The organism is Burkholderiales bacterium (genome assembly GCA_035543335.1).
GTDB lineage: Bacteria > Pseudomonadota > Gammaproteobacteria > Burkholderiales > JAHFRG01 > JAHFRG01.
The window spans coordinates 47,641-66,867 of record DASZZH010000036.1 but is presented as its reverse complement, the minus strand read 5'-3'; the positions used below and the strand labels follow the sequence as shown (position 1 = coordinate 66,867).

Here is a 19,227-nt window from a genome sequence, read left to right as displayed (position 1 = left end):
GGCGCGCTTTTCCATCCAGACCATGCGAGACTATCAGGCGCCGGCCGACTTGCTCAAAAACCGCGTAATTCTTGTCACCGGCGCGGGACAGGGCTTGGGCCGAGCCGCGGCACTTGCTTTCGCCAAACATGGCGCGACAGTGATTCTGCATGGGCGCAAGGTCAACAAGCTCGAAGCTGTCTACGATGAAATCGAGAAAGCGAGCTATCCGCGGCCGGTGATCTTCCCGCTCGATTTGGAGACCGCGAACAGCAAGGATTTTGAAGCGCTGGCTCAAGCCATCAAATCGCAGCTCGGCAGGCTGGATGGGATTCTGCACAATGCGGCGCATCTGGATGGTCTCTCGCCGCTTGCCCAGCAAACGCTGGAACAGTGGTTAAAAGTCCTGCGCGTCAATCTTGCCGCGCCTGTTGCGCTCAACCGCGCTTGCCTGCCCCTGCTTAAAGCCGCAGCAGACGCCTCGGTAATTGTCACTTGCGAAACGCATGGACATAAGCCAAAAGCTTACTGGGGTGGTTTTGCGGTGGCCAAAAGCGCGCTCGAAGCCTACCTCAAAATCCAGGCGGAGGAATGGGAAATGCTGCCGAGTTTGCGCATCAACGGCGTGATTCCCGGGCCGGTGGCCTCGCCCCAGCGCGCCCAAACCCATCCCGGCGAAATCAAGGAAGAACTGCCCAAGCCCGAAAACCTGATGCCGCTGTATCTCTATCTGATGGGTCCGGCAAGCAAAGACGTCTCGGGTCGAATAATTGATTGTCAGGACTAAGGAATCTCTGATGGTTCGTGCCCGAGGGCGGCGGCGCCCGAACTATCCGAACAGGTGAGTAGCGGCACGAGACCGCAACGCGGCGACTGGATTACTCCACCCGCAGCCAGGTTTGAGTCTGGCCGAACAGGGGAACCCACACGTAGCCGTGTACCTTGAGTTTCCTGCCGTCCTCGTCCAGAATTAGTTTGCACTGGTAGATTTCCCCGCTGTCCGGATTGAGGATGCGGCCCGTGTATTCATTTCCCTGTTTTTGCTGGCCCCACAGGATGGTCATGCCAAGCAGCGGCCGGTTTTTATTCGCGCCTTCGCATTTCTCGCATCGTGGATTGGGGTCATCGCCCGGCTGGAAAAATATTTTCTCGAATTTTCCCTCAATCCGGCCTCCGGTTTCGGCTATCCGCAGCAAGGCGTTGGGCTGTCCAGTACGCTCGTCAACAATTTTCCACACACCGGCCGGAGTCTGGCCAGAGTTTACCGGCATGCACGCAAGCAGCGCCAACCCGAACACGGCGCGTGCCACGATGGAAAACCGTATCCCCGCACCGATTTTCTTCACGGGATCGTTCTCGGCCACCAGAACCTTATAGCACGCCATCACAATAAGTCGTGTCTGACCCTATTTCTTCTCTGTGAACGCGCTGCTCGATGTCGCGGGAATTTTCGACTAAAGCGTCGTAGTCAACTACATAAGGATGGGGCGCGCCCGTATTATTTAGCTCGGATGCGCGGAGCTCAGGATCCTTGGTTGAAAATCCAACCTTCACCAAGCCCGGCATGGCTTGGTTCGAGATAACGCATACCCAACCTTTCATTTGCGTTTGAATCGAAACTGCGATGTCTAGTGAAAGGTGAGGGACGCGCCGCTTGCGGCGCGTCCCGCTCGACCGCAGGGTTGGGCGTAAGGCTCATAGCTTGAGCGTGGCAAGGCTTTGGTAGCGCACGCCAGCCGCTGAGCACGCCGCGTGGACAAGAGACGACACTTCCTTGTGACCGAGGTTTGTCGCGATCCAGTACCCGGAAAAACTGAACGAGTGTTTCTCGAGATGAGGGCTATTCATGTAGAGGAGATCGAGGCGCTCAGCGACATAGGGACGTACTTTGTGTTTACTTTCTTGCCACTTGTCGGTTTCCAAACTCGCGAGACGAGACATGAAATCGGGGCGTGTCGCGTTGAGAATGGTAAGTAAGCCCGCCGTAAAATCGCGAAGGCTCGAAAAGCGGTGCGCATCGAACCGCTGGTGTGTCGCCGAAACTTCAGACTGAACGATGAGCCGCCATGGTGGCCGGATCAACGTTGCCGAAACGGTGACGATCTTTCCTGAGCTCACGGCCTGCGCCTCCCTGACGCCCAACAAGAATTAGACGGCCTAAAAGCCGCCTTTAATGACAGCGACTTGCAAAACATAGTTTCATCCTACCGCAAAATCAAAGCAGTATTCAAAGCGACTCAAATACTCCGGCGGCACCCATGCCGGTGCCGATGCACATGGTGACCATGCCGTACTTCTGATGATGGCGGCGCAAGCCGTGCATCAAAGTCGCGGTGCGGATGGCGCCGGTCGCGCCCAGCGGATGCCCGAGCGCGATCGCCCCGCCCATGGGATTGACTTTGGTGCGGTCGAGTCCCAGGTCCTGAATCACCGCGAGGCTTTGCGCGGCGAAGGCTTCGTTGAGCTCAATCCAGTACAGATCGTTCTGCTTCAAACCGACCTGCTTCAAAACCTTGGGAATCGCTTCCTTGGGGCCGATGCCCATGATTTCCGGCGGCACTCCGGCCACGGCATAGCCGAGGAAGCGGCCGAGAGGCTTGAGATTGAAACGCTTGAGCGCCGCTTCAGACATTAATATCACCGCCGCGGCGCCATCGGACATTTGCGAGCTATTGCCCGCCGTCACCGAACCTTTCGCCGCAAAAGCGGGTTTAAGTTTCCCCAGCGCTTCGAGCGAGGTATCGCGGCGCGGCCCCTCGTCCACCGACACTTCCTTGGTCTTTTCCACTACTTCCCCGCTCGCCAAATCGGGAATGGTTTCGACGACCGGGTAAGGCGTGATTTCCTGCTTGAATTCGCCGCTCTCGGTCGCCCTGATCGCGCGCTGATGGCTATGCAGGGCAAACTGGTCCTGCGCTTCACGGCTGATTTTCCAGCGGTCCGCCACTTTTTCCGCGGTGATGCCCATGCCGTAAGCGATGCCGATATTTTCATCGGTGAAAATGCGTGGGTTTGCCGCGATTTTGTTGCCGCCCATCGGCACCATGCTCATGCTTTCAGTCCCCGCGCCTATCATCACTTCCGCTTCGCCGAGGCGGATGCGGTCGGCGGCGAGCGCTACCGCCTGCAGACCGGAAGAGCAGAAACGATTAATGGTCATTCCCGAAACGCGGTTGGGGAAACCGGCGAGCAACAGCGCGATGCGCGCCACGTTCATCCCCTGCTCGCCTTCCGGCATGGCGCAGCCCACAATCACATCATCAATGGTAGCGGGATCGAGGCCGGGACACTGCGCCAGCGAAGTTTTAAGCACATGCGCCAGCATGTCATCGGGACGGACGTTTTTGAACACGCCGCGCGGCGCCTTCCCCACCGGGGTGCGCGTGGCGGCAACGATATAAGCATCCTGAACTTGTTTGGCCATGATTTTTCTCCACTCTGTCACCCTCACCCTCGAAGGAGAGGGATCACAACTTCTCAGTTACGCAGAGGTTTGCCTGTTTTCAGCATATGCTCGATACGCGCCTGGGTCTTCTCGGTAGCCAGCAATTCGATGAAAGCTTCGCGCTCCAAATCGAGGAACCATTGCTCGTCCACCATAACGCCGGGCTCGAGGCCGCCGCCGCACAGCACGTGGGCGACTTTCGAGCCTATTAAATAGTCATGCTCGGAAATAAAGCCTCCTTCCAGCATATTGGTCATCGCCATCTTGAAAGTGGCGGCCGCGTTCTTTCCGGCAACCGGAATGCTGGCCGCCTTGAGCGGCGGCCGGTAGCCGAATTCGGCGAGCGCCCTGGCCTGGGCTTTGGCCACATGCAGAAGCTCGAAGCGGTTCATCACAATTTTGTCGCAGGCGCGAAGATAACCAATCTCCTTGGCGTGCTCGGCGCTCTTTGCGACTTGCGCCGTGGCGATAGCCTCGAAGTATTTCTGCAGGAAGGGAAAAGTGTTCCCGCCTTTGGCATCCTGCACCGAGCGCAAGGCGAACTCCTTGCAGCCGCCGCCCGCGGGGAGCAGACCGACGCCCGCTTCCACCAGGCCGATGTAGGATTCCAAAGTCGCCACCGCGCGGTCGCAGTGCATGATGAATTCGCAGCCGCCGCCGAGGGCCAGCCCGTCCACCGCCGCCACCGTGGGAATCATCGAGTATTTGAGCGCCTGAGTGGTTTCCTGGAATTGCGCCACCACCCGCTCCACTTGCTCGAGCTTGCCGGCCATCAGCGCGTCGGCGACATTAAGCTTGCGCGCTGCTTTCAGAACCAGGGACGACACCTCGCGTTTGAATTTCTTGAGCATCGAGCCGAAAGCGGAGGGCTGCCGGTTGCTCTTCGAGCCGCCCACCTTGGAAAGATTGGCGCCCACCGAAAACGGCGGCTCGGTCTGCCAAACCACCAAACCGGCAAAATTCTTTTCGGCGCGGTCAATCGCTTCCATCACGCCATCCAGCACATCGTCGCCGATACTGTGCATCTTGCTCTTGAAGCTGACGATGGCGATGTCGTCGCCCCCATGCCACATGCGCACGGCATCGGTTTCAAACACTGTTTCGCCGTATTTCCTTTCCTCGCCCAGCAGCGCATCGGGATAAAGCTGCCGCTGGTACACGGGCAGAGTTGAGCGTGCTTTCAAGGCTTTTTCACGCGGCGCGTACGACCCGCGCGGTTCGTGCACGCCGTTGCGCTCCAGCACCCACGCGGGCAAAGGCGCCTTGGTCATGCTCTTGCCGGCGGCGATGTCTTCGTTAATCCAGTTCGCCACTTCGCGCCAGCCCGCTGCCTGCCAGGTTTCAAACGGGCCACGATTCCAGCCGAATCCCCAGCGCATCGCCAGATCCACATCGCGCGCATTGTCGGCGATGCTTTCCAAATGCGCCGCGCAGTAGTGGAACGTTTCGCGGAAAATCGCCCACAGGAACTGCGCTTGCGGATGGGAATTGGCGCGCAACTGCGCGAATTTTTCCTTGAGGTTTTTGCTTTTCAGGATTTCCTTCACCCCTTCATCGGCCGTGCCGTCCGAGAGCCGGTAATCCCCTTTGGCCAGATCGAGGACATGAATGTCCTTGCCGGTTTTGCGGTAGATGCCGGCCTTGGTTTTCTGCCCCAGCGCGCCCTTGTCAATCAGCATCTTCAGCCATGCCGGCACCTGGTAATACGGGTGCCAGGGATCGTCGGGCAGCGTATCGCGCATGGTGTTGATCACATGCGCGAAGGTGTCGAGCCCCACCACATCGGCGGTGCGGTAAGTCGCGCTCTTGGGGCGGCCGATGAGCGGTCCCGTCAAGGCATCCACCACATCGAAACCCAGACCGAATTGCCGGGTGTAATGAATCATCGCCAGCATCCCGAACGAGCCGACGCGGTTGGCGATGAAGTTCGGCGTGTCCTTGGCCCGGATTACACCCTTACCCAGCGTGGTGACCAGGAAATTTTCCAGCCGGTCCAGCAATTGCGGATCGCTGCCTGCGCACGGAATCAGTTCCACCAGATGCATGTAGCGCGGCGGGTTGAAAAAATGCACGCCGCAAAAGCGGTGGCGGATGGCTTCGGGAAAAGCCTGCGCCAGCTTGTTGATGGAAAGGCCGGAGGTGTTGCTGGCAAAAATCGCGTGCTCGCTTAAGTAAGGCGCGACTTTTTTGTACAAATCCGCCTTCCAGTCCATGCGCTCGGAAATCGCCTCGATCACGATGTCGCACCCCTTGAGCAGATCGAGGTGTTGGTCATAGTTGGCCTGACGGATGTACGCCGCGCGCCCGGTGGCGGCGAGTGGGCTGGGCTCGAGTTTCTTCAGGCCTTCCACCGCTTTCCGCACGTTGGCATTCGGGTCGACCGCGGACGGCGGAGCAGTGCCTGCCGGCATAGCGGTAGCGGGCGATGGCGCGCCATTTGTACCCGCGGTCTTTATGCGCGCCTCCGCGGTCACATCCCCGCTGCGCGGGGCCCCTGCTCCACGCTCTTGCGCGCCTTCTTTTGCGGCGAGTTCGAACAAAATTGCATCAACATTGGCGTTCACCAAATGCGCCGCAATCTGCGCACCCATCACACCGGCGCCAAGCACCGCCGCCTTGTGCACGATAAAGGGTGAGTCCTGCGACATGATTGCTCCTGGATTAGCCCGGCAGGTGATTACAGGCCCGTCCGTCAGAAGTTATGGTTGTATTGCAAGCTCAGGATATTCACATCCAGGGTGTAGTTGCCGATCAATTGTCCGCCGCCGGTCGCGAGCTGTTTGTTGTTGATCGCGGAATCATTGGCAAATAAGCGCAGGTACGCGAAATCCACCGAGCCTGCTTTTGACACCTTGTAATTCGCGCCCGCCGCCAGGAGCTTGCGGTGATTGTCGGGTATGCGCGCAGTGCGGAAGGCGCCCCTGACCGGGCTCTGGTCAAAACCGATACCCCCGCGTAGCTTCAATGCATCGCTGTAGCGGTAGGTCGCACCAATTGAAGCGCGGAAAGTATTACGCCAGTTTTCGACGGTCACCGCGTCCGGCGCGACACCGTTGTCAAAGTGCACCCGCAGTTCGTTGAAATAGCTCCAGCGGGTGAACGTCACATCGCTCAGCAATTCCCATCTGTCGCCGACTCCTTGCACCACGCTCAGGGACATGGAATCCGGCAAGGTCACGCTGGCCTTTATGCCGCCGCTCTGAAAGCGGGGATTGGTGGCGAACGCCGCGGGAACGTTGGTAAAAGAAGCGTTGCCCACTATAGTCTGGTGAACCTTGGAGCGATAGGCGAGGCCCACACGGGTATCGGTTGGAAGCTGGAACAGCACTCCAAGGTTGTAGCCAAAACTCCAGTCGTTACCAGAGAGATTGACCGCTCCGTCCCGGGTTTGTGGCACGCCCAAGCCTAAAGCGCCGCACACTGCCGGTCCAAGCTGGCCAAGGCAGATCGTGCTGAAATCGAGCGCGTTGCTGAGCTCGGCGTTGATGTATTGCGCGTTAAAGCCCGCACCGACTGAAATCCGGTCATTCACCTTATACGCCAGGCTGGGATTCAAATTCACCGTCTTGATCTCGCTTTTGAGCGCCTGGTAGCGCCCCACCCAATTGCCGTCGTAGGCTGTGGTCAGCCCGAAAGGCACGCTGATCCCAAACCCGTACTTGATGTTTGGGTTGATGTCGGTCACCAGATAAAAATTCGGCACGCCAACCGACTTTGCCAGGTCGCCGCCATTGCTGCCGGTCAAAGGGCCACCCACGGTAAATGAGCCCTGATTGGTGAACGAGGCATCAGGCAGGATACCGTGAATCCCCACCACCGCCTGTGTTCCCGAAATGCGCGTCATTGCCGCCGGATTGTAAAAAACCGTGCTCGCGTCTTCACCGCTCGCCGCGCCGCCGGCGAAAGCCACGCCCAGCCCGCTCACGCTCTGCTCATTCAGGGCAAAACCGGCGGCCAGCGCGCCATTTGCCGCTGCGCCAAACATTGCCATCACAGCAACTGCAACCGCCGGTTTGAATAAAAGATTTATTTTCATTTTCGTCTCCCTCGTCAAATTATAGATCTGGATTCATAACACCCGTGCAACAGGCAGGCACCTTTTTCACTTGACCTCTCACAGGTTGAGCGGCTGCTCAAACTCCTCCTTTGGCACTACACGGGGCTTTCTGGTCTCGTCAACCGCAACATAGGTGAGCGTTGCTTCAGTGACTTTCACGCATTCTTCCTTCAACGGATTGCGCTGCGCGTACACCTCCACATCCACGGTAATCGAAGTGCGGCCGATGCGCACGATGTCAGCGTACAGGCTCACCAGATCGCCGACAAACACCGGCTGCTTGAACACGAAGGAATTCACCGCCACCGTCGCGACGCGCCCGCGCGCGCGGCGGATGGCGGGGATGCTGCCGGCGATGTCCACCTGCGACATGATCCAGCCGCCGAAAATATCGCCGACGTAGTTGGCGTCCGAAGGCATCGGCACCACGCGCAAGGCGGGCTGCTTGCCCGGCAATACGGTTTTTTCTCGCTCAGTCATGGGGAACCTCTGATTAAATCCTTCGTGAGCCGCGTTGCGCGCCGGATTCGGGTGATGGCGCGAAGCGCGGCGAAGGACCAGTAGTATGGCGGCCGAGCCGCGCGACAAAGCCAACTCCGAATCCGTCCGCAACCCGAACGGGACGGGGCTGCCGCGACCCGGTGGCGAAGCTCGGTGCGGGAGCGGCAAGCAGAGCGCTCAGGCGAAAATGCTGCTTGTGGCAGCCGCTGTCCCTTCCCGCACCACGCTGCGCGAGACCGAGTCCGGGGCGCTCGCTGGCGCCCTGCGGCGTTGCTCGTCGTCATAGTGGGGAGTTAACCACAATTTCCTCCTCGCTCCTTGCATGGCATCCCGCCAAGCCGCCGTCGCGGCCACGCGGGATTTAATCAGAGGTTCCCTAATGCCCCTCATAAAGTTTCGCGATTTTGTCCCTATACTGCTCCATCACCCGTGGCCGGCGCAATTTCAGCGTGGGCGTGAGCAGCCCGTTTTCCACGGTCCACGGCTCAAGCAATAGAGCCGCGCGCCGGATTTGCGCATAGCCGGGAAAATCCCGAACCTGCCGTGCAATGCGTTCCAGCACTAGTTTTTCCGCCGTTTCATCATGCAAAGCCGTCGCCGATTGCGGGTCGAGGCCGGCTTCGCGCGCGGTTTTTTTCCATTGTTCGGCGTTGAGCACCGCAAGCACCGCGAGGAAGGGTTTTCCTTCGCCCAGCACCAAGGTCTGCTCGAACAGCGGGTCGCGCGCAATCGCGGCTTCCATGTCCACCGGCGGGATTTTTTCACCATTCGACATGACGATGATTTCCTTGAGCCGGCCGGTGATGTAAACCCGGCCTTCCTCGTCAATCCGCGCCGTGTCCCCGGTGTTGAGCCAGCCGTCGGGCGCAATCATCGCTTTGGTCGCTTCCGGATTGTTCCAGTAACCCAGCATCACGTTCGGACCTTTGATCAGCAGCGCGTCTTTCTCTCCGATTTTTACTTCCACACCCGGTATCGGCAGCCCTATGCTCGCGGGTACGTTGTTATCCATGCGGTTGCAGCACGCCACGGGACTGGTTTCGGTCAAGCCATAACCCTGCACCAGCGGCAGCCCCAGACCGATGAAAATTCTGGAAATGTTGGGCGGCAGCGCCGCGCCGCCGGAAAGCGCACCGCGAAGTCTGCCGCCGAGCCTGGCCATAACCTTCGACGCCACCAACCGATCAAGCAGCGGCCACAGCAGATGCGATGCGCGCCAGGGTCCGCGTTTCTGCGCACGCTCGAAGCGGCTCCAGCCCACCTTCACGGTCAAATTGAACAGGAAGCGTTTGACTGCCGACCCTTCATCCAGCTTGGCCTTGATGCCGCCATAAACCCGCTCGTAAATGCGCGGCACCGAAATCAAGAGCGTCGGCCGTATGCAGGTCAAATCTTCCGCAAGCTGCGTTATCGAGCGCGCGTACGCCACCGTGGCGCCCGCCATCACCGTCAGGTAATAACCCACAGTGCGCTCGAAAGTGTGCGATAGCGGCAAAAACGACAGAAATAAATCATCGGTCCCCGCCTGAATACTCTGGAGCGTGCTGTAGGCGTTGGAAAGGATGTTGTGGTGCGAGAGCATCACGCCCTTGGGCCGGCCGGTGGTGCCGGAAGTATAGACGATAGTGGCAAGCTCGTCGGTTTTCCCCAGCGTTTCCATTTCCTCCGCGCCCTCCTCGGGAAGCCAGCCTTCCACCGCTGCGAGACGCGCATCGTTTCTGTCAGCGGCGTCGATGCCATTCAGCACCAGAATGCGCTGCAGGCCGCAGTCTTCCCACTGCTCGCGTATCGCTTCAAGCTCTTTCCATTGCTTCCGGTTTTCCAGGAGCAGCACTTTGACCCCGGCATCTTTCAGGATATAAGCCACGTTGTCCGGCCGGTCAACGGTATAAAGCGGCACCACCACCAGTCCCAAACCCAAGGACGCCTGGTCCATCGTCACCCATGACGGGCAGTTACGCAGCATCAGCGCCACCCGATCACCGGGATCAAGCTGCTCGCGTTTCAACGCCGCCTGCCAGCGCGCAATCTGTCTTTGCATCTGCGCCCAGGTGTAATCGCGCCAGTTGCCGTGCTTCAGATTGAAATCGCGATAGGCCACGCCATCCGGCGTGCGCCTGACGCGCTCGCGGAAAAGCCCGCTCAGGGTTCCCGCCGCTTCGACCGGGATGATGTCGACCTGCGGCGGGTTCCCGCTTAAGCTTGTGTTGGTAAAATACTGCTGCATGAGGCTCATTCCACAAAAAAATCACTCGCCAATTTCGCACCCGGCGTCACCGCGTAGCGGGAAAAATCGTTCACCCCGGCATTCCGCAAAACCTCTTCGTCAATGAAAAAATTGCCGGTAGTCGAGCGGCTGTCGCGGTTGAAAATCACGTAAGCTGCGTCCGCCACGATTGCCGGCTTGCGGCTCGCCTTGAAAACTTCTTCAGGGAAATGCACTTCAACCGCCGCAGTGGCAACCGCCGTGCGCGGCCAAAGCGAATTCACCGCGATACCGTCCTGCGCCAGTTCCGCCGACATTCCCAGCGTGCACAGGCTCATGCCGTACTTCGACATGGTGTAAGCGATATGGTCCTTGAACCACTTGGCGCGCATATCCAGCGGCGGGGCGAGATTAAGAATATGCGGATTGGCGGCGCGCCTGAGATGGGGAATGCACGCCTGCGAGCTTAAGAACGTGCCGCGCACGTTGACCGACATCATCAAATCAAAGCGCTTCATTGGCGTGTGCAGCGTATCGGTGAGACTGATGGCGCTGGCATTGTTGACCAAGATGTCGATGCTGCCGAAGGTTTCAGCCGCTTTCGCCGCCGCCGCCATGACTTGCGCTTCCTCGCGCACGTCGAGCTGTATCGGCAGCGCTTGGCCCCCCGCCGCCTTCACTTCCTCGGCGACGCTGTAAATGGTGCCGGAAAGCTTCGGATGCGGCGCGGCAGTCTTGGCGGTAATCACGATGTTCGCCCCGTCGCGCGCGCAGCGCAGCGCGATTTCACGGCCGATGCCGCGCGAGGCGCCGGTGATGAACAGGGTTTTGCCTTTGAGCGACATGAGACTGCCTATTTGCCAGTGAACGCCGGCTTGCGCTTTTCAACAAACGCCGTGACGCCCTCGGCCAGATCGGCGGTGCGGGCGCAGCGGGAGAACGCCTGTACTTCCGCTTCCAATTGCTCTTCCATGCTCGAGTTAATCGATTGGTTCATCAGCGCCTTGGTTTCGCCATAAGCATAGGTTGCGCCCTGGGTCAGGCGTTGCATGAGTCTGGCCGTTTGGGCTTGCAACTCGGCGGCCGGCACTACGAAATTCACGATGCCGAGACTTTTCGCGGTTTCAGCGTCTATCGTATCGGAGAGCAGCGCCAGTTCCATCGCCTTGTGATAGCCCACCATGCGCGGCAGGAAATAAGTGCTGCCGCCGTCGGGGCTGGCGGCGATGCGGCTGTAGGCCAGGGTGAATTGGGTGTCATCCGCCGCGATCACCAGATCCGCGGAAAGCATGACACTTATGCCGCCGCCCGCCACCGCGCCGTGCACGCTGGCCACCACCGGCTTGTTCATGCGCCGCAGCGCCAGCATCGCGTTGTGCAGCTCGCGCGCGCCTTTCACAATCAGTTCCGGCAATTGCTTGAGGTTGGCGCGAAACATGGCGACATCGCCGCCGGCGAGGAACGCCGGCCCCTCGCCGCGCATGAGCACCGCGCGCACCGCCTCCGTGCGCCGCACTTCCTCGCACACCTCGCGAAAACGCATGATCATGTCCCAGTCGAGCGCGTTCATCACCCTGGGGCGGTTGAAAGTGATGGTCGCAACAGGGCCGGCGACCGAGAGCAGGATGCTTTGCGTCACGCGGTTCTCCTTGACGTAGAGGGTATTTCCTGTTGCGCCAAGCTGCTTCCCGCCCATTCGCTTTTGCCGAAGTCCTGGGGAAAATCGTCCACCATGATCACCGCGCGGCGGAGTTGTTTGGCCCTGGCGAGCAGGTCCGCCTCTTCCGCGCTGATGATGCCCTGCTGCGCCGCTTGTGCGGCGAGCTCTTCCGGTGTTTTGCCTTTGATGCGCCCGGCTTTTGCTCCGGCGCGGATCTTCGCTTCAACCGCTTCCGCCGCAATCGCAGCCTGGAGGGCAATATCCAGACGGCCGACCGGATCCGTTTCATCGGCCGGCACATAAATACCGGCAGTCAGCCGGTCCCGGACTTTGGAAGGCGCGAGCAGGAGGCTGGCCACTGCGTGCCCCAAATCATCGCTCGGCGGGATAAAACTTCTGCCCAGCGGAAACACCAGCCGCCACAATATCCATGTCATCCGCGGAAAGTTCTGGAGTATGCCCTCCAGCGCCAGTTGCGTGCGCCACAGCGCGTCCTGCAAAGACCAGTGCACCAGCGGCAAGTCCGCCGTTTGCTTGCCTTCGTCTTCATAACGCTTCAATACGCTGGAACAGAGATAAAGCTGACTCAATACATCGCCGAGCCGCGCCGAAAGTTTTTCCTTGCGTTTTAACGAACCGCCCATTACCAGCATCGCCACGTCCGCCAGCAGTGCGAAAGCCGCGCTCAAGCGGGTCAAATGCTGGTAATAGCGCGCGATTTCCGGGGCGCCCGGAGCGGCGGCGAAACGCGCTCCGGTCAGGCCATGGAACGACGCGCGCGCCGCATTGCTCATGGTAAAGCCGATGTGTCCGAACAACACGCTGTCGAAATCGATCAGCGCTTTATCGGCATCAGGCTCATTGGTCGCGGCGATTTCCTTAAGCACATAAGGATGGCCGCGGATCGCGCCCTGCCCGAAAATAATCATCGAGCGCGTGAGAATGTTCGCGCCTTCCACCGTGATGCCGACGGGAATCTGCTGATAAGCGCGGCCCAGATAGTTGTTGGGCCCCATGCATATGCCTTTGCCGCCGTGCACATCCATCGCATCGTTAATCACCTGCCGGCCGCGCTCGGTGATATGGTATTTGACTATGGCGGAAATGACAGATGGCTTCTCTCCCAAATCCACCGCGCCCGCTGTCATCACGCGCGCCGCGTCCATCAAATAAGTATTGCCGCCGATGCGCGCCAGCGCTTCTTCAATGCCTTCGAATTTGCCGATGGGCGTTTTGAATTGCACGCGCACCCGGGAATACGCACCGGTGGCGCGGGCAGCCAGCTTGGCCATGCCGGTGCTGCTGGCGGGGAGTGAAATCGAGCGCCCGGCGGCGAGGCAGTTCATCAGCATGCGCCAGCCGTGGCCGACGCGCTCCTGCCCGCCGATGATGTAATCCATCGGAATGAAAACGTCATTGCCGGAGTTGGGCCCGTTCTGGAACATGGCGTTGAGCGGGAAATGGCGGCGCCCGATGTTGACGCCCGGGGTGCTGGTGGGTATCAACGCCAGCGTGATGCCGATGTTTGCCTCTTGCCCCAGCAGATGATCGGGGTCGTAGAGCTTGAACGCCAGACCCAACAGCGTCGCCACCGGCCCCAGCGTGATATAACGCTTTTCCCAGGTCACGCGCATGCCTAGAACTTCCTGGCCCTGGAATTCTCCGCGGCAGACGATGCCGTAATCGGGGATCGAGCCGGCATCCGAGCCCGCTTCCGGCCCGGTCAACGCGAAGCACGGAATTTCGAGGCCTTTGGCGAGACGCGGGAGATAGTAATTTTTTTGCGCCTCAGTCCCGTAATGCAGCAGCAATTCCGCCGGCCCCAGGGAGTTGGGCACCATCACCGAAACGGTGGCGGTGCTGCTGCGGGAAGCGAGTTTGGTAATCACCGCCGAATGCGCCAGCGCGGAAAAACCCTTGCCGTCGTATTGCTCGGGGATGATCATGCCGAGGAAACCCTGGTCCTTGATGAACTGCCAGACTTCCTGCGGCATGTCGTAGAGTTCATGGGAGATGCGCCACTCGTCGAGCATGGCGCACAGCTGCTCCACCGGCCCGTCAAGAAACGCCTGCTCTTCAGGAGTCAACTGCGGCCTGGGTACGGCCAGCAATTTTTTCCAGTCCGGGTTGCCGCTGAACAAATCGCCGTCCCACCACACCGTGCCGGCATCGAGCGCTTCCTGCTCGGTCTGCGAAACCTGGGGCAGAACCTTTTTGAACCATTGCAGGAGCGGCGCGCTGATGTATTCCATGCGTATCGAAGGAATGTTAAGCGCGATGGAAATTGCAAACGCAATCCATAGCAGCACACTCAACCCGGGCGCCGCGCCGAGGGTCGCCACGGCGAGAACCAGAGCACCTGCGCTCCACGCCCAGCCGGCAGCGCGATGGTAAGCCAGCGCCCAGGCCGCCGCCACGGTTGCGAGTATCCAGAACAAGCTTGTCATGATGAGTTAATCCTTTCAAAACCCCGGGGCAAACCAGGGTAAATCAGCGGGCGCCCGGCCTCATCGGGGCGATAGAGAAGTATACCGGCTAAAGCCAGTGTAGTAGACGCAAGCGCCAACAGTGCAAAGATAGACTTATTCTATTGCCGATGCGGACTTGGCGCGCTCGCGTAAAACGAACTTCTGTATCTTGCCGGTCGAGGTCTTGGGCAGCACGCCGAATATCACCTTTCTCGGCACCTTGAAGCGCGCCAAGCTTTCCCGGCAATGCTCGATGATTTCCTTCTCGGTGGCTTTGGCGCCCTCCTTCAATTCCACGAACGCGCACGGCGTCTCGCCCCATTTCGGGTCGGGCTGCGCCACCACCGCCGCCGCTATCACCGCCGGATGGCGGTACAGCACGTCCTCGACTTCCAGCGAGGAAATGTTTTCGCCGCCGGAGATGATAATGTCTTTCGAGCGGTCCTTGATTTTCACATAGCCGTCGGGCTGCATCACCGCCAGGTCGCCGGAATGAAACCAGCCGCCGGCAAACGCAGCCTCGTTGGCCTTCGGATTTCTCAGATAACCTTTCATGGTGATGTTGCCGCGGAACATGATTTCGCCCATCGTCTCCCCATTCCACGGCACCGGCCGCATGGTTTCCGGATCCATCACCGTCATGCCTTCCTGCATGGTATAGCGCACGCCTTGCCGGCCGTTTCTTTCGGTGCGCGCGCCGATATCGAGCTTGTCCCATTCCGGATGCTTGGCGCACACTGAAGCCGGTCCATAGGTTTCGGTGAGGCCATAAACGTGGGTGATGTTGAAGCCCAGGCGCTCCATGCCTTCTATCATCGCCGCGGGCGGCGCAGCGGCAGCCACCAGGCCGCTAATCTGGTGCGTGATGCCCGCTTTCATTTCCGCGGGCGCGCTAATCAGCATGCTGTGCACAATGGGCGCACCGCAGTAATGCGTCACCTTGTGTTTCTTGATGGCATCGAATATCAGCCTGGCATCCACCCGCCGCAGGCAGACATTGGTGCCCACGTTCGCCGCCATGGTCCAGGGAAAACACCAGCCGTTGCAGTGGAACATCGGCAGCGTCCACAGATAAACCGAATGGCGCGGCATGCCCCAGTCGATGATGTTGCTCACCGCATTGAGATACGCGCCGCGATGATGGTAGACCACGCCCTTGGGATTGCCGGTCGTGCCGGAGGTGTAATTGAGCGAAATCGCCTCCCATTCGTCGGTAGGCAGCGGCCATTTGAAATCTGGATCGCCGGTCTTGAGAAACGCTTCGAATTCGATCTCACCGAGCAAATTGCCGCCTTTGAATTCCGGATCGTCCACGTCTATTACCAGCGGCTTCCGGTCCAGCAGGGTGAGCGCCCCGGCAATCGTCCCGGAAAATTCGCGGTCGGTGATCAATACCCTTGCTTCGCCGTGCTTGAGCATGAAAGCAATCGCTTCCGCATCCAGCCGGGTATTCAAGGTGTTCAGCACCGCGCCGGCCATCGGCACGCCGAAATGAACTTCGCACATCGCAGGAATGTTCGGCAGCATCGCCGCCACCGTGTCTCCCACGCCAATGCCGCGTTTTTGCAAAGCGGAAGCAAGGCGCCGGCAGCGGGTATACATTTCACCCCAGGTGATTTTCCGGTCGCCGTGAATAACCGCCACATGCTTCGGGTAAACGTAAGCCGCCCAGTCGATGAAACTCAACGGCGAAAGCGGCGCATAGTTTGCGGGATTTTTGCCCAGGTCGGTACTGTAGGGATTGGGTTTAGCCATGGCATCCTCTTCTCGCTGCACAAGCAATCCGTCTGCTGTCAAGAAATGAATTTACCCGCTCGCCCCGGCCATGGCAACCCGCTGCTAGCGGATTCTGGCCACGGCTTCTTCCACGCGCTCCACTGCGATGACTTCCATTCCGTTCATTGTCTGCTTGGGCTTGTTGGCTTTGGGAATCATCGCCTGGGTGAAGCCGAGCTTGGCGGCTTCCTTGAGGCGCTCCTGCCCGCGCTGCACCGGCCTTATTTCACCGGCGAGTCCGACTTCGCCGAATACCACCAGCTTTTGCGATAGCGGCTTGTTCTTGAGTGAGGAAACAATCGCCAGCAGCACCGCCAGATCCGCGCCGGGCTCGGCGATTTTGACTCCGCCCACCGCGTTGACGAACACATCTTGGTCGAAACACATGATTCCCGCATGACGGTGCAGCACTGCGAGCAGCATCGCCAGCCGATTCTGCTCCAGCCCCACGCTGAGCCGCCGCGGATTGGGCGCATGGGCATCATCCACCAGCGCCTGGATTTCCACCAACAGCGGGCGCGTGCCTTCCTGCGTCACCATGACGCAAGAGCCCGCCACCTGGCTCCCGTGATGCGAAAGGAACAGCGCGGAAGGGTTGTTCACTCCTTTCAAACCTTTTTCAGTCATGGCGAACACGCCCAACTCGTTCACCGCGCCGTAGCGGTTTTTCACCGCGCGAATCAAACGGAAGCTGGAATGCGTATCGCCCTCGAAATACAACACGGTGTCCACGATATGCTCGAGCACGCGCGGGCCAGCGAGTGTGCCTTCCTTGGTGACATGGCCGACGAAAATAATCGTGGTGCCGCTTTGCTTGGCGTAACGCGTAAGCTGCGCCGCGCATTCGCGCACCTGCGCCACCGAGCCGGGTGCCGATAGCAATGCTTCGGAATATAAGGTTTGAATCGAGTCGATGACCGCGACTTCCGGTTTTTGCGAGCTTAAGATGGAAAGAATTTTTTCCAACTGAATTTCGGAGAGCAATTGCACCGGCTTGGAATCGAGCACAAGCCGCCGCGCGCGCATCGCGATTTGCTGCGCCGATTCCTCGCCGCTCACGTAAAGCACGCTCTGCTGCGCGCCCATGTGGCACAGCGCCTGCAGCAGCAGCGTGGATTTGCCGATACCCGGGTCGCCGCCCAACAACACCACTGCGCCCTGTACCAGCCCGCCGCCCAGCACGCGGTCAAACTCGGATATTCCGGTGGGCTGGTACGGGAGTTCCTGCGCTTCAACCTCACCCAAGGATTGCAGCTTGCTCGCTGCGGTGGTACTGAAGCGGTTTTTAGAAACAGCTTCAACCACCGTTTCGATCAGGGTATTCCATGCCGAGCAATGCGGGCACTGCCCCTGCCATTTCGGTGCTTGCCCGCCGCACTCGGTGCAGATATAGACGGATTTGGGTTTAGACCCCATCTCAACAATACTCACGTGTGCGACGGAGGCGATTTTGAGTCAGTTCTAGGCGCGAGCCGCGCAGTTTGGTCACTCCAAATAAGCGGCGAGCAACGCCGAAATGGCCCAAAGTGCGCCCCGAACTCGGACTCGCGCAGCATGGAGCGGGCAGGGGCGCAAGCTGCCGCAAGAGACAGCGTAAAACGGGGCGCTCATGCTGCCACTCCCGCACCCCAAGCTTCGCTCGCCGTGTCGCGGCAGCCCCCGGACTCGGACTCGCGCAGCGTGGAGCGGGCAGGGGCGCAAAGGCTGTCGATGGACGGCGCTTCCTGGGCACACAGCTCGTCGCTCCCGCACCCCGCTTCGCCACCGAGTCGCGACGGCCCACGTCCCGCAGGGTTGCGGTTAAAATGCGCGCCTGCGGCGTTGCTCGTCGTTGCATATGAGTAACTATGCGGCCTCCTCGCGCCTTGCATCCATCGCATTTTAGACCGCAACGCATCACGCGGGTATTATTGAGATGGGGTCTAGCCATGGGTTTCGATTACCGGCACGCGCGAATTGAGCTTGGTGAAAAGTTCGTAACTCACTGTTCCCGCCGCTTTGGCCACGTCATCTGCCGGCAATCCTTCACCCCACAGCGTGACCGGCGCGTCGACACCGGCTTCAGGGATTTCGCTCAAATCCACGCCAAGCGTGTCCATGGAAATGCGCCCGAGCGTGCGCGTGATTTTGCCGTTCACGTTCACCGGCGTGCCGGTGCGCGCGTGGCGCGGATAACCGTCGGCATAACCGCACGCAACGATGCCCACTTTCATCGGCTTCTCCGCGGTGAAAAGCCCCGTGTAACCGACACGATCGCCCGGCTGCAAATCCTGCGTGGCGATTATCCGGCTGGTGAGCGTCATCACCGGCTGCAAGCCCAATTCCTTTGCGCTCTTTTCGGCAAACGGCGAGGAACCGTACAACATGATGCCGGGACGCACCCAATCGGCGTGAGCTTCGGGGTAACGCAACACCGCCGCGGAATTAGCGAGGCTTTTCGGCAAATTCTGGCCAGCCGCAATTTTGTTGAATTGCTTAAGCTGCGCGTCTATGCCCTGCTCGTCGTCGGCACAAGCAAAATGCGTCATCAGTGTAATACTTCCCACCTGCCGGTTCTGCTTGAGCCGCTGAAGGATGCCGCCGAATGCTTCAACCTTAAACCCGAGACGGTTCATGCCGGTATTGAGCTTCAGGAACACCTCGAGCCTGACCGGCAGCGCGATGGCTTCCAGCATCTCCAACTGCTCTTTATGATGGATCACCACTGCAAGGCCGTTTTCAGCAACCGCCGGCAGCTCATCGACGCTGTAGAAACCGTTAAGTAAAAGTATGCGCTGGCGAAAGCCGGCCTCGCGCAAGACCACCGCATCGTTAAGGTCGATCACCGCAAAACCCTCGGCGCCCGTCAGCCCCCCGGCCGCGCGCAGCAGGCCATGGCCGTAGCCGTTGGCCTTGATCACCGCCATGATGCGTGAATCCGGCGCGCGTTGCCTTGCCACGGCGAGGTTGCTTTGCAAAGCGGAAAGGCTGATGTGGGCCTGAATCGGGCGAGTCATGTCTGTTTTTAGGCGACGGCGACCAAATGGGGGCAGCGTGTTATTCAAACACAAAACGCCTGGTGAGGGTAGTGTCAGAACGGATCTGAATGCATGGCGGGCAGTTTCATGGTATAAAGCTTCCAGAGCCAAACGATAA

14 protein-coding genes are annotated in these 19,227 nt (G+C 59.6%); 1 reads left to right on the top strand and 13 read right to left on the bottom strand.

Annotated elements, in window-relative coordinates; translation table 11 throughout:
* Positions 1–22: 22 nt before the first annotated feature.
* Positions 23–766: a YciK family oxidoreductase gene (locus tag VHE58_09920; GenBank protein ID HVS27591.1), complete on the top strand. Its 744-nt coding sequence runs from the start codon at positions 23–25 to the stop codon at positions 764–766.
* Between the two features lie 91 nt (positions 767–857).
* On the opposite strand, the gene VHE58_09915 is transcribed toward VHE58_09920, so the two are convergent.
* From VHE58_09915 to alr, 13 genes are all read right to left on the bottom strand, one after another.
* Entirely contained in the window at positions 858–1,364 is a 507-nt protein-coding gene (locus VHE58_09915) for a DUF2147 domain-containing protein (GenBank protein HVS27590.1), read from the bottom strand.
* A 310-nt stretch (positions 1,365–1,674) separates the two neighbouring features.
* The gene (locus VHE58_09910) at positions 1,675–2,097 is read right to left on the bottom strand and encodes a hypothetical protein (protein ID HVS27589.1); all 423 of its coding nucleotides are present in this window, start codon (positions 2,095–2,097) and stop codon (positions 1,675–1,677) included.
* Positions 2,098–2,206: 109 nt separating this feature from the next.
* Positions 2,207–3,403 (bottom strand): acetyl-CoA C-acyltransferase, encoded by a 1,197-nt coding sequence (locus tag VHE58_09905; GenBank protein ID HVS27588.1) that lies wholly within the window; start codon positions 3,401–3,403, stop codon positions 2,207–2,209.
* 53 nt (positions 3,404–3,456) lie between these two features.
* Positions 3,457–6,072, bottom strand: coding sequence for a 3-hydroxyacyl-CoA dehydrogenase/enoyl-CoA hydratase family protein (locus VHE58_09900; GenBank protein ID HVS27587.1), 2,616 nt, complete (start codon positions 6,070–6,072; stop codon positions 3,457–3,459).
* A gap of 44 nt (positions 6,073–6,116) precedes the next feature.
* Complete coding sequence (locus tag VHE58_09895; GenBank protein HVS27586.1) at positions 6,117–7,460, bottom strand: outer membrane protein transport protein; 1,344 nt, start codon at positions 7,458–7,460, stop codon at positions 6,117–6,119.
* A 78-nt stretch (positions 7,461–7,538) separates the two neighbouring features.
* Positions 7,539–7,961: an acyl-CoA thioesterase gene (locus tag VHE58_09890; protein ID HVS27585.1), complete on the bottom strand. Its 423-nt coding sequence runs from the start codon at positions 7,959–7,961 to the stop codon at positions 7,539–7,541.
* Between the two features lie 397 nt (positions 7,962–8,358).
* Positions 8,359–10,209 carry a long-chain fatty acid--CoA ligase gene (locus VHE58_09885; protein ID HVS27584.1) on the bottom strand — a complete coding sequence of 617 codons (1,851 nt, stop codon included), beginning with the start codon at positions 10,207–10,209 and terminating at the stop codon, positions 8,359–8,361.
* 5 nt (positions 10,210–10,214) lie between these two features.
* Positions 10,215–11,033: an NAD(P)-dependent oxidoreductase gene (locus tag VHE58_09880; GenBank protein HVS27583.1), complete on the bottom strand. Its 819-nt coding sequence runs from the start codon at positions 11,031–11,033 to the stop codon at positions 10,215–10,217.
* An 8-nt stretch (positions 11,034–11,041) separates the two neighbouring features.
* Complete coding sequence (locus VHE58_09875) at positions 11,042–11,827, bottom strand: enoyl-CoA hydratase (protein HVS27582.1); 786 nt, start codon at positions 11,825–11,827, stop codon at positions 11,042–11,044.
* Entirely contained in the window at positions 11,824–14,295 is a 2,472-nt protein-coding gene (locus tag VHE58_09870; protein HVS27581.1) for an acyl-CoA dehydrogenase, read from the bottom strand. Before VHE58_09870 ends, VHE58_09875 begins: the two co-directional genes overlap by 4 nt.
* Before the next feature lie 135 nt (positions 14,296–14,430).
* Positions 14,431–16,071, bottom strand: a complete 1,641-nt coding sequence (locus tag VHE58_09865) for an acyl-CoA synthetase (protein HVS27580.1) — start codon at positions 16,069–16,071, stop codon at positions 14,431–14,433.
* 84 nt (positions 16,072–16,155) lie between these two features.
* A complete protein-coding gene (gene radA / locus VHE58_09860) occupies positions 16,156–17,508 on the bottom strand; it encodes a DNA repair protein RadA (GenBank protein ID HVS27579.1) in 1,353 nt (450 codons plus the stop codon).
* Between the two features lie 506 nt (positions 17,509–18,014).
* Positions 18,015–19,088 (bottom strand): alanine racemase, encoded by a 1,074-nt coding sequence (gene alr / locus VHE58_09855; protein ID HVS27578.1) that lies wholly within the window; start codon positions 19,086–19,088, stop codon positions 18,015–18,017.
* Positions 19,089–19,227 lie beyond the last annotated feature (139 nt).

Excerpts from the sequence above, each read along its gene's own strand:
- VHE58_09890 (HVS27585.1), bottom strand. The coding sequence starts at position 7,961 with ATGACTGAGCGAGAAAAAACCGTATTGCCGGGCAAGCAGCCCGCCTTG.
- VHE58_09900 (HVS27587.1), bottom strand. The coding sequence starts at position 6,072 with ATGTCGCAGGACTCACCCTTTATCGTGCACAAGGCGGCGGTGCTTGGC.
- alr (HVS27578.1), bottom strand. The coding sequence starts at position 19,088 with ATGACTCGCCCGATTCAGGCCCACATCAGCCTTTCCGCTTTGCAAAGC.
- VHE58_09905 (HVS27588.1), bottom strand. The coding sequence starts at position 3,403 with ATGGCCAAACAAGTTCAGGATGCTTATATCGTTGCCGCCACGCGCACC.
- VHE58_09870 (HVS27581.1), bottom strand. The coding sequence starts at position 14,295 with ATGACAAGCTTGTTCTGGATACTCGCAACCGTGGCGGCGGCCTGGGCG.
- radA (HVS27579.1), bottom strand. The coding sequence starts at position 17,508 with ATGGGGTCTAAACCCAAATCCGTCTATATCTGCACCGAGTGCGGCGGG.
- VHE58_09920 (HVS27591.1), top strand. The coding sequence starts at position 23 with ATGCGAGACTATCAGGCGCCGGCCGACTTGCTCAAAAACCGCGTAATT.
- VHE58_09915 (HVS27590.1), bottom strand. The coding sequence starts at position 1,364 with ATGGCGTGCTATAAGGTTCTGGTGGCCGAGAACGATCCCGTGAAGAAA.
- VHE58_09895 (HVS27586.1), bottom strand. The coding sequence starts at position 7,460 with ATGAAAATAAATCTTTTATTCAAACCGGCGGTTGCAGTTGCTGTGATG.
- VHE58_09880 (HVS27583.1), bottom strand. The coding sequence starts at position 11,033 with ATGTCGCTCAAAGGCAAAACCCTGTTCATCACCGGCGCCTCGCGCGGC.
- VHE58_09865 (HVS27580.1), bottom strand. The coding sequence starts at position 16,071 with ATGGCTAAACCCAATCCCTACAGTACCGACCTGGGCAAAAATCCCGCA.
- VHE58_09885 (HVS27584.1), bottom strand. The coding sequence starts at position 10,209 with ATGCAGCAGTATTTTACCAACACAAGCTTAAGCGGGAACCCGCCGCAG.